Origin of the sequence: Mycobacterium sp., from assembly GCF_035314905.1 — a bacterium.
Classification (GTDB): domain Bacteria; phylum Actinomycetota; class Actinomycetes; order Mycobacteriales; family Mycobacteriaceae; genus Mycobacterium.
The window spans coordinates 18,191-32,228 of record NZ_DATFYW010000003.1; the positions used below are offsets into that span (position 1 = coordinate 18,191).

Annotated in this window: 9 protein-coding genes; 6 read left to right on the forward strand and 3 right to left on the reverse strand. The window is 65.4% G+C overall.

All coding sequences use genetic code 11. The annotated features are described in order from the left end of the window. Positions 1-7 precede the first annotated feature (7 nt). Together VKG81_RS00180 and VKG81_RS00185 are read left to right on the forward strand one after the other, a co-directional pair. Positions 8-2,359 carry an arylsulfatase gene (locus tag VKG81_RS00180; RefSeq protein WP_324388818.1) on the forward strand — a complete coding sequence of 784 codons (2,352 nt, stop codon included), beginning with the start codon at positions 8-10 and terminating at the stop codon, positions 2,357-2,359. A gap of 788 nt (positions 2,360-3,147) precedes the next feature. Further along, positions 3,148-4,377, forward strand: a complete 1,230-nt coding sequence (locus VKG81_RS00185) for a serine hydrolase domain-containing protein (protein WP_324388819.1) — start codon at positions 3,148-3,150, stop codon at positions 4,375-4,377. Positions 4,378-4,703: 326 nt separating this feature from the next. Here VKG81_RS00185 and VKG81_RS00190 read toward each other — a convergent pair whose 3' ends face one another. Together VKG81_RS00190 and VKG81_RS00195 are read right to left on the reverse strand one after the other, a co-directional pair. Then, positions 4,704-6,401: an aldehyde dehydrogenase family protein gene (locus VKG81_RS00190; RefSeq protein ID WP_324388820.1), complete on the reverse strand. Its 1,698-nt coding sequence runs from the start codon at positions 6,399-6,401 to the stop codon at positions 4,704-4,706. After that, the gene (locus VKG81_RS00195) at positions 6,401-7,972 is read right to left on the reverse strand and encodes a GMC family oxidoreductase (protein ID WP_324388821.1); all 1,572 of its coding nucleotides are present in this window, start codon (positions 7,970-7,972) and stop codon (positions 6,401-6,403) included. Before VKG81_RS00195 ends, VKG81_RS00190 begins: the two co-directional genes overlap by 1 nt. 186 nt (positions 7,973-8,158) lie before the next feature. Between VKG81_RS00195 and VKG81_RS00200 the strand changes: the two genes are divergently transcribed. Then, the gene (locus tag VKG81_RS00200; RefSeq protein ID WP_324388822.1) at positions 8,159-9,349 is read left to right on the forward strand and encodes a PucR family transcriptional regulator; all 1,191 of its coding nucleotides are present in this window, start codon (positions 8,159-8,161) and stop codon (positions 9,347-9,349) included. A 61-nt stretch (positions 9,350-9,410) separates the two neighbouring features. Here VKG81_RS00200 and VKG81_RS00205 read toward each other — a convergent pair whose 3' ends face one another. Beyond that, complete coding sequence (locus VKG81_RS00205; protein ID WP_324388823.1) at positions 9,411-10,031, reverse strand: TetR/AcrR family transcriptional regulator; 621 nt, start codon at positions 10,029-10,031, stop codon at positions 9,411-9,413. A 59-nt stretch (positions 10,032-10,090) separates the two neighbouring features. On the opposite strand from VKG81_RS00205, the gene VKG81_RS00210 reads away from it, so the two are divergent. The 3 genes from VKG81_RS00210 to VKG81_RS00220 are packed head-to-tail and all read left to right on the forward strand — an operon-like array spanning position 10,091 to position 13,395. Next, the gene (locus tag VKG81_RS00210; RefSeq protein WP_324388824.1) at positions 10,091-11,650 is read left to right on the forward strand and encodes an NAD(P)/FAD-dependent oxidoreductase; all 1,560 of its coding nucleotides are present in this window, start codon (positions 10,091-10,093) and stop codon (positions 11,648-11,650) included. After that, entirely contained in the window at positions 11,647-12,477 is an 831-nt protein-coding gene (locus VKG81_RS00215; RefSeq protein WP_324388825.1) for an SDR family NAD(P)-dependent oxidoreductase, read from the forward strand. The genes VKG81_RS00210 and VKG81_RS00215 overlap by 4 nt, the downstream gene beginning before the upstream one ends. Positions 12,478-12,480: 3 nt before the next feature. Further along, positions 12,481-13,395, forward strand: coding sequence for an alpha/beta hydrolase (locus VKG81_RS00220; protein ID WP_324388826.1), 915 nt, complete (start codon positions 12,481-12,483; stop codon positions 13,393-13,395). Positions 13,396-14,038 lie beyond the last annotated feature (643 nt).

Consider the following 14,038-nt stretch of genomic DNA (forward strand, 5'->3'; position numbering starts at 1 on the left):
TCTGCTAGTGGCAATCACCGAGTATCAGCCCGGCACAACATTTCCCGGCGTGATCGCCCGCACCGCGGACGAGTCGACCCCGGCCTGGCCGGCACCCAAACGGCCCCCCGAGGACGCCCCCAACGTGGTCTTCATCGTCCTCGACGACACCGGCTACGGACACCTGGGCTGCTACGGCAGCCCGATCTCCACACCCAACATCGACGCCCTGGCCGCCGACGGCGTGAAGTACGCCAACATGAACACCACCGCGCTGTGCTCGCCGTCGCGTTCGTGCATCCTCACCGGGCGCAACCACCACTCGAACCACCTCGCGTGCCTCACCAACGGATCGACCGGCTACCCCGGCTCCGACGGGTACATCCCGTTCGAGAACGGATTCCTCTCCGAGATCCTGCGGGCGCAGGGCTACAACACCTACTGCGTCGGGAAGTGGCACCTCGCGCCGGAGGAGACCATGACCGCCGCCGGCCCCTACGACCGCTGGCCGCTGGGACGGGGATTCGAGCGCTACTGCGGCTTCCTGGGCGGTGACACCCACCAGTACTACCCCGAGCTGGTGCGCGACAATTCGCAGACCGAGCCCGAGACCACCCCCGAGCAGGGCTACCACCTGACACCCGACCTGGTGGAGAAGGCGACGGCGATGATCGCCGACGCCAAACAGGTCGCGCCGAACAAACCGTTCTTCCTCTACTTCGCGCCAGGTGCGATGCATTCGCCCCACCACGTACCCAAGGAGTGGGCCGACCGCTACGCAGGCACGTTCGACACCGGCTGGGAAATCTACCGCCGGGACGTGTTCGAACGACAGAAGCAGCTGGGCCTCGTTCCCGCAACGGCCGAACTCTCCGCGCCCGACCCCGACGTCGCGGACTGGGAGACACTGTCGGCCGACGAGCGCCGGCTCTACGCCCGGATGATGGAGGTGTTCGCTGGGTTCCTCGAGCACACCGACCACCACATCGGCGAACTCGTGCAGTTCCTGAAAGACCTCGGCGAGTACGACAACACGGTGATCATGCTGATCTCCGACAACGGGTCCAGCGCCGAGGGCGGCCCCACCGGCTCGGTCAACGAGGTCCGGTTCTTCAACAACGTCCCCGACACCGTCGAAGAAGGCCTGGCCCGCATCGACGAGATCGGCGGCCCGACGGTGTTCAACCATTTCCCCTGGGGCTGGACACATGCGGGCAACACCCCGTTTCGGCGCTGGAAACGGGAGACCTACCGAGGCGGCTCCACCGATCCGTTCATCATCACCTGGCCGCGCGGCATCGCCGCGCGGAACGAGGTGCGCGCGCACTACGCCCACATCATCGACATGGTCCCAACCGTCCTCGAGGCGCTGCGCGTCGACCCGCCTCCAGCCATCGCCGGCGTCACCCAGTCCCCGATCGAAGGGGTCAGTTTCGCCCACACCTTCGACGACGACGCCGCCCCCACCCGACATCTGACCCAGTACTTCGAGATGCTCGGCCACCGCTCGATCTACCACGACGGCTGGCGTGCCGTATGCCCCTGGCCCGGAACGTCGTTCGCCGAATCCACCCACAAGTTCGGTGATCCCATCACCGCCGACATGCTCAGCGAGCTCGACGCAGCAGGGTGGGAGCTCTACCACGTCGCCGAGGACATCGCCGAGACCACAAACCTGGCCGAACAGGAACGGGCGCGGCTGATCGCGATGATCACGCTGTGGTACAACGAGGCCGGAAAATACAACGTACTGCCGATCGACAGCCGCGGCGTGGTCCGCATCGCCGATGAACGCCCGCAGATCGCACCCAGCCGCAGCCGCTACGTGCTCTACCCGGGCACCCAGTCGATTTCCGCGGCGTCGGCACCCAAGATCCTCAACCGGCCATACTCCATCAACGCGGACGTCGAGCTCACCGCCGAATCCTCGGGCGTCCTGCTGTCCATGGGCGGCAACGACGGGGGAATCACCTTCTACGTCAAAGACGGCCTGCTGTGCTACGCGCACAACTACGTCGCCAAGGAGACCTTCACCATCCGCTCCGAGGACCAAGTACCCACCGGGCGGCACTTCCTCAGCGTGGAGTTCGCCCCGACCGCAGAACCGGACATCAAGAACGGCAAGGGCACTCCGGGCACCGTGACGCTGTTCGTCGACGGCGCGCAGGTCGGCCGGGGCGAATTCCCGGTGACCTCACCCATCCGGCTCGCGCAAGGCGGAGCGATGCTGGTCGGCGCCGACACCGGCTCATCGGTGACACCCGACTACCACCCGCCATTCAGATTCGACGGCCGACTCCACCGCGTGATCGTCGACGTCAGCGGCGAGCACGTCGAGGACTACGAGGCACAGATGAGGATCGCCTTGGCAAAGCAGTGACCACCCTTGCCAAGGCCAGTAATTCGGTGTCGGCCGACTGTGCCGTGCGGTTGCCGGCCCGCATGGACGTACCGACTTTCTCGGCCAGGTCGCCACCGGCCGAGCGAAGCAGGCGCTGCTCGATCTGTACTTCACGTGATCTCTTTGCCGCGGCATCGAGACGCGCATACGTGCTGCGCACTAATCGCAGGGTCGGGTGTAACGCGAAGCGGCTTAGGGGATCACGTCGATCGTCTTCCTCGAGATGCTCGGCACTGACGCTTGTAGCGGTGATGCACTGGGCCACAGATCTGCGGAGTGGATCTTGACGAAGGCTTCAAACTGGTCTTCGGTGAACCATGGTGGCCGCTTCCGCAGTCCGGCCGGCAGCTGGCCCAACAGCGGGACATCGTTTCCTCGCCGGTTATCCGTAGTCAACTGACGGCCGCTGGGTCGATGACCGGACCATCCTGGTGGACTGGCACAAGCCCGCGCACCTGGGCTTCGTCCTCGCCGCGGTGATGCGGCGACGCTGACCAGCGTCTGACGCAGCTGGAGGGCCCCTCACCAAGTTCGCGCGGTGGGGGGCCTTCTGGCGTCCTGGGCTGAAAGTCCCCAACCCGTACAGCTTGTGGCCGCCTGGCACTCAGGTCGAGGCATGGCTTGCCGGGGATCAGGTCAAACACACCCTGATGACTGCTACCTGTGGTTAGGCTGCCGCTACGGGGAGTCAGCAAATATCTGAATCATCGACGAACAGCACTGGTTGGACCGCCAATCAGGTGCTTTAGTCAGGAATGAGGAAGGACATGGTTCTCAGGGTCAAGGTGTCACCCGACCTGATCGCCGGCGAAGTCGACGAGGGGTACGGGAAAGTTGCCGACGTTTTTCGCCGCAACATGACCAGCGGTCATGAGGTCGGAGCCGCTGTCACCGTGTACCGCGATGGCGTCAAGGTCGTCGATTTGTGGGGTGGCTTCCGCAATGGGATCACCAAAGCGCCGTGGGAGCACGACACCGTCGTCAACATGTTCTCGACCACGAAAGGTGTTTCCTCGCTCGCGATCGCAGTCGCTGCCGCTCAGGGGCTTGTTTCGTATGACGCCAAGGTGGCTGATTACTGGCCGCAGTTTGCGCAGGCCTCCAAAGGCACAGTAACCGTACGGCAACTGCTTTCACATCAAGCGGGACTGCCCGCCATTGACGCTCCCCTGACGCTGCAGGATCTGGCGGACCCGACGAAGATGTCAACGGTGCTCGCGGCGCAGGCCCCCGCATGGACCCCTGGTACCAGACACGGGTACCACGCCGTCACGCTCGGCTGGTATGAGTCCGAACTTATCCGCCATGCGGACCCCTCGGGGCGTTCTCTTGGCCAGTTTTTCGCCGAGGAGGTTGCTCAACCACTCGGATTGGAGTTTTACATCGGCTTGCCGGCCTCGGTGGACCGCAGTCGCGTGGCCCACTTGCACGGCTGGTCCCCAGCCGAGCTGCTGTTGCACCTCAGGACGTTGCCGCCACGTTTTGTGGCCGCCATATTGAATTCGCGCAGCGTGACAGCTCGAACCTTCGGCATCCCCAGGGGCGTGAATTCCCTCGAAGACTTCAACCGAGAAGAAGTACGGGTTGTCGAGATACCCGCCGGTAACGGCATCGGCACAGTACGGTCGGTGGCGAAAGCGTACGGCTGCGTCGCGACAGGTGGTTCTGATCTCGGCTTGACCCCGAGCGTCCTGGATGCTTTGGCCAAGCCCGCGATACCACCCGCTCACGGATTGCGCGACAAAGTCTTGCATGTCGATACGACGTTCTCGCTTGGCTATGGCAAACCTACTCCTAAGTTTAGGTTCGGTTCGTCCGATAAAGCGTTCGGACACAACGGCCTCGGTGGCTCGTTCGGGTTCGCCGATCCGGATACCGGTATCGGGTTCGCCTACGCGATGAACAGATTGGGCTTTCACTTATGGAGCGATCCGAGGGAACTGGCACTTCGCCAAGTTCTGTTCCATGACATCGTGGGGGCCAGGTCGCAAACCTAACGTGCATTCAACCTAGCGCGACGAATACGCGTAAAGCAGCTGCGGGACAACAGCTCTCCATCAAAAACCGCCGGACCCGTACACCTCCAGAGCGCCTATGCCTACCGTTGCGCGGGCAGGCCGGGGGGAGGGGTCACCCCCCACCCTAGTGAGGGTCGCGTCAGGGCAGACTCGCCTTACAGTACGCGATCAATTCGGTAGCGGGGCACGGCGACTGCTATTGGGTCGGACGATGATCACGCCGTAGATCACGGTGGACATGCGGATCAGACAGGGGCGGGCCGCAGGGACAGGGTCTTCGCCCCGGCGGTGGCTGTGGAGTCACGTCACCCACGCAGCGCCGAAGCGATGATTCCCGGCAGCGATGTCCACCGCGGTTTGGCCGCGAAGTAGCTAAGTCGCCGTCCGGTTGTCGCGGCGGTCTTGTTCGTCACAAACCACGGCGGGCGTGGGCTCATCGAGAGCTCGCCGGTGACGATCGACCGGGGCGCGGGTCGGAATGGCCCCCTGACCACGGTGCGTTCAGGATCGTCGATCAGCAGTGCGTTGTGCACCACGCCGCTGCCACTTTGCACGTCGTCGATCGTGTGGCCGGGGAAGGCTCCCCAACTCGCCCGCGCCGTCAGGAATCCGACTCCGGTCCAGGCGTTCACTCCCACCGTGCCGTAGCGCAACTCTGCGATCGCGTCGTCGAGCCGGGTCCCTAACTCCCGCAGGGTTTTCGGGTGCGCAATGAGGTTCACGCCCAGCGTGCCGGCGAAACGATGGTTCGCGACGTCGACCGCCGCGCGCAGGAAGTCTTCGCCGTCTCCGCTCAACTCGGTGACGCCGAGCACCGGGGCGAAATACTCCTCGCTGTAGGCCTTCTCGTTCTTATCCGGCGACAACCCGAGCAGCAGCGTCCGCGAGGCGTCGACAGCCACCGCGCTGGGGTATGCCTTGCGCGCCGATGCCACCCGGGCGCCGCTGCCGGAGTAGTAGTCCTTCCTGGCCGGTGCCCGAGCGAACGCGGACCGCAGCTCGGTGAGGAACTGCTCCTTTTGTGGCCAGTCCGCGCTGACGATCGCGACCTGTGACGCGACGCAGTTGTAGCCGTTGTTGTGCAACTTCTGGGTCACGATGTGCTCGGCCTGGAACCGCAGATCCGCGGCAGACCAAGTGCCGGGCAGCACGATCGTCGGTGAGACTCCACCGAGTTCACTGCTGATCGGCTTGTCCAGCAACGGCCGGTTGCTGGCCTTGCGCTCGTCGCCATCCTTGCCGGAACCGAACACGATCGCGTCGTGGGTGGCCGAACTGCCGGTCATGTGCACATGAGCAACGTCGGGATGGCGCACCAGCGCCGTCCCGACCTCGGCGCCCCCGGTCAGGATACGCAGGAACCCCTTGCTGATCAGCGGGGCGAAAACCTTCTCGAAGACCGGCAGCAGCGGATCAGTGATCGGGTTGAGCTTGAGCGCCACGACCCGATTGTGGGCATAGAGCTCGTAGAGCGTGTCCAGCGGTGCGATGGAGAAGATATTGCCCGAGCCCAGCACGGCGCCGACACCGCCGGTCTTCCAGGGAAGACGCTGCGCGAGGCCGGCCGTGCGGCGCACCGTGTCGGCGTCGACGCGCGGCTTGGTCCACACCTGCGCGTCGAAGCCGTTGAGTAGCAGCCAGTCGAAAGCGTTGTGCGGCAGCACATGGACAGCCACACGGCCCCCCGGCGCGGGTGTGATCTTGAATCCGTCGACCGGACTGCGGCCGTTCTCCAACGCCGTCAGACTTTCCGCCAGTGCGCTTGCGCCGGTGAGGACCGGGTAAGGGCCGCTGACCCATTCCTCGCCGACCAGTGGCGAGCCGGGTTCGAGTCCCTTGATGGCGACCGCGATGTCGACCCATTCCTTCGCGTGCGCTTCCGTGGCAGCACGCACCTGGTCGAGCAGTTCGCGCCGGCCGGCCAGCGGTAGAGCGGCCCAGACGGCTTCGCCCTTCTGCAGCTCGGCAATCGCGAGATCGATGTCGTCCACCGTGCTGGTCATCAGGCGCCATCGACCGTCGTGTCGGCGTCCTCGCGGACCATGTCGGCGGCTTTCTCTCCGATCATGATGGTTGCCGCGTTGGTATTGCCGCGGGTCACCGACGGCATCACCGACGCGTCAGCGACGCGCAGGCCCTGCAGCCCGAGAACCCGCAGCCGACTGTCCACCACCGATCCGATCGCACACGTCGACGTCGGGTGATAGAGCGTCTGGGCGTTTCGCCGCGCGAACGCGAGCAACCCCTCGTCGGTGCCCGAGTCCGGAACCCGAAACCCGGCGCTGATGACGCTCTTCAGGGCGGGCTGGCCGGCCATCTGCAGAGCCAGGCGCAGGCCGGCGAGCAGGCTCTCCCGGTCCTGGTCGGTAGTCAGGTAGTTGTGCTGGATCCGGGGCGCGGTGTCGGGCGCGGCGGACCGAAGCGTAAGCGCGCCACGACTGGTCGGCTTGACGACACAGGGCCCGAAGGCGAAGCCGTGCGACACCGTCGCGCCGAGGCCTTCGTCGTAGAACAGCACCGGCGCCTGGTGGAATTGAACATCGGGTCCGGCCAGGCCGGGTCGAGTCTCGAAGAACCCGCCGGCCTCACCCACGTTGGAGGTCAGCGGGCCTCGGCCCTCGCTCTGCAGCAGCGCCAGGTTACCCGGGCTAAGGGCGGTCATCAGCGATTCCTGGGCGGTGAGGTAGTTCAACAGCACCATCGGGTGGTCCTGCAGGCCCTGCCCGACCGGCAGGTTTTGCACGACTGCGATTTGGAACGCCGCCAGCTGGTCGGCGGGACCAACCCCCGAGCGCAGCAGCAGGTGCGCTGAGCCGTAGGTACCGCACGAGAGGATGACTTCGCGATCGGCTCGAAGCTGCTCGACCTGGCCGCCGCCGCGGCTGATCTCGACGCCGACCGCGCGGCTACCGGCGAAGAGAACCTTGTGCGCTAAGGCGCCGGTGATGACCGTAAGGTTCGGACGCTCCATCGCTGGACGCAGGTAAGCGACGGCGGTGCTGCACCGCATACCGTTTCGCTGGGTCAGCTGGTAGCGCCCGACACCGAGCTGACTCGCGCCGTTGAAGTCGGCGTTATGTGGATGTCCCGCTTGCTCGGCCGCTTCGAGGAACGCCTCCCCCAGCGGGTTGAGTGAACGGCCCTCGGAAACCGGCAGCGGGCCACCGACTCCGTGGTACTCGTCGCGGCCACGCTCGTTGTCCTCGGCTTTCTTGAAGTACCGCAGCACCTCTTCATAGCTCCAGCCGTCCGCGCCGCCGGTTGCCCACTCGTCGAAGTCGGCCGGGTTGCCCCGAATGTAGATCATGGCGTTCATCGAGCTCGACCCGCCCAGCATGCGACCACGCGGCAGGTAGGCTCGTCGCCCGCCCAGCTCGGGCTCCGGCTCGGTGTCGAGGTCCCAGTCCCAGCGACTCTTGAACAACGTGCCGAACGCCACCGGAATGTGGATCTCGTCGGCGGTGTCCGGCCCGCCCGCCTCGATGAGGGCCACCGTGGTGTGGCGGTTTTCGGAGAGTCGGGCGGCTAGGACGCAGCCGGCTGAGCCGGCGCCAACAACGACGTAGTCGTACATAGTGTGGTTTTCTCGTTCTCGGTTGTGCCCGCTCGTCGATGTGAGTCAGGGCGCGGTGACGACCTCATGGTGACGGTGGCGGTGGGTGTTGGCGATGGGCTGGGGCCGCCAATGCGGGCCGCCGCGGCTGTGCACGAGCACAACGGGGTTTTGGTGTGCGGGGTTTCTGCGGCTACCGTCGGCGACGTGACGTGGGTAACACAGGAGGCTCCCGTGCTGGCCACCCAGCTGGCGCAGCGACTGCTGGATGGCCTCGATGAGGTGACCGACGAGCTGGTCGCGCGCATCCTGGCCAGCGACTACGCCTATGCCGAAGCCAGGCAACTGACCGACGAGCAGCTGCGCTCCACCGTCGCCGACAATCTGGCCACCATCTTGGCCCAGCTGGCCGGGCGTGCGCCGATGCGCCTGGAGCCGCCCCGGGCGGCGGGGCGGCTCAAGGCCGAGCAGGGCGTGCCGCTGGCGGCGCTGCTGCACGCGTATCGGCTTGGGGGACGGCTGATCTGGGAACGCGTGCTGGAGCAGGCCGACGGGCGCATCGCCGATGCGCTGCCGCCCATGGCCTCAGAGATCTGGGGCATCATTGACGAATACTCCAGCGCGGCGGCCGAGGCCTACGGGGCGTTCATCGCTGAGCGGGCCCGCCTGGATGCGCGCGCCCGCAGTTTGATGCTCAGCGCACTGTTGGAAGGCAATATCACCAATGCGGCCCGGCTCTGGGACAGTCTGCGCACGCTGCAGCTTCCCGAGGTCGGCACCTTCCTGGTGGTCAGCGCCGAAGTCGGCGAGCAGGGCCGCGAGCCGCTGCACGCCATCGATGAGCGGCTGCGGCGCTGCGAGGTGCATTCGCTATGGACCGTCGAACGCGATGCCCAGGTGGGGCTGCTCAGTCTGATCTCGCCCCGTCAGCACGATGACATCTGCGGCGTGCTCGCCGAGGTCGCCACGACCCGCGTCGGGGTGAGCCGACCCTTCGGATCGCCGACCCAGGCCCACGAGGCACTTCGTGAGGCCCAACTGGCCAGCCGATGCACCACACCGGGGCGCACCGCCGTTGTTCGGTTCGGCACCACCCCGATACCGCTGCTGCTGGCCAACCAGCCCGACGCCGGTCGCCAGCTCGCCGATCAGGTCCTGGCTGCGGTGCTGCAACTGCCCGACTCCGAGCGCGACACGCTGCTAGACACCCTCGAAACGTGGTATGCCTGCGCCGGATCCAGCAGCGACGCCGCCAAGCGGCTTCACTACCACCGCAACACAATTCATCACCGACTGCGCCGACTCGAGCAACTCACCGGCCGGTCCTGCAGCGACCCGGTCGGATCAGCCGAACTCTATGTCGCCCTCACCGCCCTACGACTAACACGCCCCCACTAGCCGACGCCCGCCCGAGACCACCCCCGATACCATTTGCACGGACTGGGGCCCGTCGATGCGCTTAGGCCGGGACGTCCACGGACAGTTTCGGATCCAGCGTGACCGTGGACAGCGCGTGGACATTCATCTCGATCAGCTGAGTGCGACTGACCTGCGGATTCCTCAGCCAGCCCAGGGTTGTCTCCTCGACAAAGGCGATCCACCCCCGAATTGCGAGAATGGTGGCTGGGCTGACTTCGCCGGCCGGGGTGAGGACGTAGGTAAGAACGAGGTCGATGACCGCGGTTCGATTCTCATCGGCGATTGCCCTTAGTTCGGGGTCACCACTGGCAGGCCCACGAAGGATCGACACGTAACCGTCGCGGTTGTCGAGTACGTAGTCGGCGTAGTTCCCCAGCCACTCGCGCAGCATGTCGACGGGCGCCAAGTCCAGATTTGGTACCAGGCGCCGGAGAATGCCGTCGCTGACATGGCGCACGATGGCCAGGTGGAACTCGCGCTTCGACGGAAAATAGTTGTAGAGCAGCCCTTGGGAGATGCCGGCCTTCTTGGCGATCTCCTCCACCGAGATCTGCTCGATACCGCGCTGGGCGAGCATCATCATGCCCAGCTCGACGAGTTGTTTGCGGCGCTCCTGCGGGGCGAGTCGGGTTCTCTTCACAACGCCCATGCCAGCCAGCATACTAAAGATTCTTCAGTACTTATTGACTAATCTTCAATATGGTCTATACCATCGCCTGCATGAGGCTTACCGATGCCAAGACGGCCAACCACAACGGTGTGCGCCACGTGAAGACGCTGATCATCGGAAGCGGGTTCTCGGGACTGGGCGCCGGGATCCGATTGACCCAGGAGGGACAACACGACTTCCTGGTTCTCGAGCGGGGCGAGGACGTTGGCGGCACCTGGCGGGACAACACCTACCCCGGTGCTGCCTGCGACGTGCCGTCGCATCTGTACTCCTACTCGTTCGCACTGAATCCGGGCTGGTCACGGTCGTTTTCAAAGCAGAGCGAGATCCAGGAATACATCAGAGGTATCGCCCGCAAGTACAAGGTCCTTGACAAGCATGTCTTCGGCTGCGATGTGCACTCCGCACACTGGGACGCCGAACACGCCCGCTGGGAGGTTCAGACCTCGCAGGGGAAATTCACCGCCACGATCGTCGTCTCCGCAATCGGCGTGCTGTGTGAGCCGGCGTTGCCGAAGATCAAGGGCATCGATTCCTTCGAGGGCGAGGTCTTCCACTCGGCGCGGTGGAACCATGACGCCGACCTCACCGGCAAGCGTGTCGCGGTGATCGGTACCGGCGCCTCCGCCATCCAGATCGTCCCGGCCATCGCCGACGAGGTCGGCCGGCTGGACATCTACCAACGGACAGCGCCGTGGCTGATTCCCCGGTTAGACCGTCGCTACATGGCGGCAGAGCGGTTCGCGTTCAGGTATCTGCCCGGGTTCCAGCGTCTTTCGCGCACCGGCATCTACTGGGGGCGCGAGACCCTGGTCGTCGGCCTGGCCAAGGCTCGCATCTTCATGAAGCCTGTCGAACTCGCTGCCCGTGCCAAGCTGCGGTTCGAGGTCAAGGACCCCGAGGTACGTGCGAAAGCCACCCCCGACTTCAAGATCGGCTGCAAGCGCATCCTGATGAGCAACGACTACTATCCGGCACTGAATCGAGACAACGTCGATCTGGTCACCGACGGTATCGCCGAGGTCCGCCCCAATGCGATCGTCGCCAGGGACGGCACCGTCCGCGAGGTCGATGCGATCGTCGTCGCGACCGGATTCCAGGTCACCGACTCCCCCACCTACGACACCTTCTTCGGCAAGGACGGCCGCTCGCTCGCCGCGGGTTTCGGCGAACGCGGCCAGCAAGCCTACAAAGGCTCGGCGATCGCGAACTTCCCCAACATGTTCTTCCTCCTCGGACCGAACACCGGGCTCGGCCACACGTCGGTGGTGCACATGATCGAGTCGCAGATCAACTACCTCGCCGGCGCGCTCGCCACCTTCGACAAGCAGGGCCTGCGCACCCTGGAGGTCCGCAAGGATGCTCAGGACGCCTACAACAAGGAGCTCCAGCACAAGCTGTCCAAGACCGTCTGGATGACCGGCGGCTGCGCCAGCTGGTACCTCGACAAGCACGGCAACAACCCCACGCTGTGGCCCGGGTTCACCTTCGAATTCCGCCGCCTGCTGCGCAACTTCGACGTCGCCGCCTACGACACAACGGCAGCGGTCCACACCGAGGCTGACATCTGCGAGATCCCCACCGACACAGCAAAGGTTGCAGCCAATTGAGCCCATTCGAAGGCAAAGTCGCCGTCATCACCGGCGCCGGATCGGGCATCGGCAGAGCCCTCGCCCTCAATCTCGCCGAGAAACGCGCAAAACTTGCCCTCTCCGACATCGATACCGAGGGGTTGGCGGAGACCGTCCGGCAGGCCGAAGCGCTTGGCGCCGAGGTGAAGTCGGATCGTATCAACGTCGCCGAGCGGGCCGCCGTGCTCGCCTACGCCGACGCCGTCGTCGCGCATTTCGGCAAGGTCAATCAGGTCTACAACAACGCTGGCATCGCCTTCAACGGTAACGTCGAGCAGTCCGAGTTCAAGGACATCGAGCGGATCGTGGACGTCGACTTCTGGGGCGTTGTCAACGGAACCAAGGCCTTTCTCCCGCATCTGATCGCGTCCGGCGATGGCCACGTCGTCAACGTCTCGAGCCTGTTCGGGCTGCTCGCCGTGCCGGGTCAAAGCGCCTACAACGCGGCGAAGTTTGCCGTGCGCGGCTTCACCGAGGCGTTGCGTCAAGAGATGTTGATCGCGAAGCACCCGGTCAAGGTGACCTGTGTGCACCCGGGAGGTATCAAGACCGCCGTTGCCCGCAACGCCACGTTCGCCGAGGGCCAGGACGGCGTCACGCTCGCCGAAGTCTTCGACAAGTGGCTGTTGATTCACTCGCCGGAAATGGCCGCAGAGTCCATCGTTACCGCGGTCCGCAAGGGCCGCGCCCGGCTGGTCATCGGCGCGGAGGCGAAAGCCTTCGACGCCCTGGTGCGCATCCTCGGCCCTTCGTATCAGCGGGTTACCGCCACGGCGTGGTCGAAGCTCTTTCCGAACGCGAAGTAGCCGATGCCGACCATTCGCCTACCCCGCCGTGCAGTCGGCGCCGCCCTGTGGCTGAGCTACGGCCTGACACTGAACCACCGGCTGCCGTTTCGCATCCAGCGCAAGATGATCGACGCGATCGCACCGATGCAGACCCTGCCGACCGGCACCGTGACGCGCGCCATGATCTTGGGCGGACGTCCGGCCGAAAAGGTCACCGTCGGTGCGGACAACGGTACTGCCGTGCTCTATCTCCACGGCGGCGGCTACACCATCGGATCGCTCGCGACCCATCGATCGCTCGCGGCCCACATCGCGCGCGACGCCGGTGCCGCCGTGTACGTGCTGGACTACCGGCTCGCACCCGAGCACCCCTACCCCGCGGCGCCCGACGATGCCGTGGCCGCATTCTGCGACCTGCTCGACAATCACGGCTATACGCCGGATCACGTTGCGATCGGCGGCGATTCGGCCGGCGGCGGCTTGTCGCTCACCGCGGCGCGCCGGTTGATCGACCGGCATGATGTCCGGCCCGCGGCGCTCGCGTTGATCGCCCCCTGGGTCGACCCGACCGCGGATACCGCGCGCAAGCGCGACCTCGTCGTCAACGCACGGTGGTCGCACGCCTGCGCGCAGGCCTACCTCGGCGCCGGTGACCCCGACGATGCGGGCTACGCACCGCTGCGCGCTAACCTCACCGGGCTGCCACCCACACTGGTGCACGTCGGCACCCACGAGGTGCTGTATCCACAAGTGGTCGAGCTCGTCGACAAACTGCGCTTGGCCGGCGTCGACGTCACGTTCACCGAACTCCCGCAGCTGTGGCATGTTGCGCACCTGCAGGCCTCCCTGGTGAAGGAAGCCGCTTTCGCCGCACACCAGCTCACCGTGTTCGTGCGCGATGCACTGGATGCTAGGTCCGGCAGACAGGCCGGCTGAATCGGGCCCAGATCGCGGGCACGTCCAGCCCGGCTTCGAGCTGCGTCAGCCGGACTCGCACGTCCTCAATCTTTAGGAGTACCAGGTGATTACCGGTCTGACGATGGACGACTACCCCCTCACGCTCACCGCGGTGTTCGGACTTCGCCCGCGCGCTCGCCGAGCAAGCCACGACGGCAGGGCCCGCTTCCACCGCCGCCCCGACCACACCTGCACCCACACTGCGCAAGCCGGCAGCTCCTGCGCCGCTGACAGAACCTCGCGACGAACGTCTAGCAAAAAGCCGCCCACCAAGGCGCCGGCTAATTGCCGCAGCCGCGCTGGCCGTCATCCTGATGGCCGGCGCCGTTGCGCTGGCTTGGCACCTACGGCAAAACCGGCAGTCCACTACTTCCGCATGTCAGGCTCGGCGAAGCCACCATCGGCGGTGTTGACCAGCGGCACCAACCCGCCACCTCCCCCGGTCGCCGGAACAGCCAGTCCCCCCGCAGCCGTAAGCTCCAGTGCTGTACCTGCAGCAACGCAAGCGATTACAACAGTGGCTGTCGCCAATGGACAACCGGCCAACGGCTACCGAGAAGTCCTGAACATCAAGAGTGTTTCCGAACTGTCTGGCTGCGACCGCCCATCACCGGCGGTCGTC

What these genes read in the sequence shown, in the direction of transcription:
- VKG81_RS00220 (WP_324388826.1), top strand. Translation starts at nt 12,481, where the DNA reads ATGCCGACCATTCGCCTACCCCGCCGTGCAGTCGGCGCCGCCCTGTGG.
- VKG81_RS00190 (WP_324388820.1), bottom strand. Translation starts at nt 6,401, where the DNA reads ATGACCAGCACGGTGGACGACATCGATCTCGCGATTGCCGAGCTGCAG.
- VKG81_RS00210 (WP_324388824.1), top strand. Translation starts at nt 10,091, where the DNA reads ATGAGGCTTACCGATGCCAAGACGGCCAACCACAACGGTGTGCGCCAC.
- VKG81_RS00195 (WP_324388821.1), bottom strand. Translation starts at nt 7,972, where the DNA reads ATGTACGACTACGTCGTTGTTGGCGCCGGCTCAGCCGGCTGCGTCCTA.
- VKG81_RS00185 (WP_324388819.1), top strand. Translation starts at nt 3,148, where the DNA reads ATGGTTCTCAGGGTCAAGGTGTCACCCGACCTGATCGCCGGCGAAGTC.
- VKG81_RS00205 (WP_324388823.1), bottom strand. Translation starts at nt 10,031, where the DNA reads ATGCTGGCTGGCATGGGCGTTGTGAAGAGAACCCGACTCGCCCCGCAG.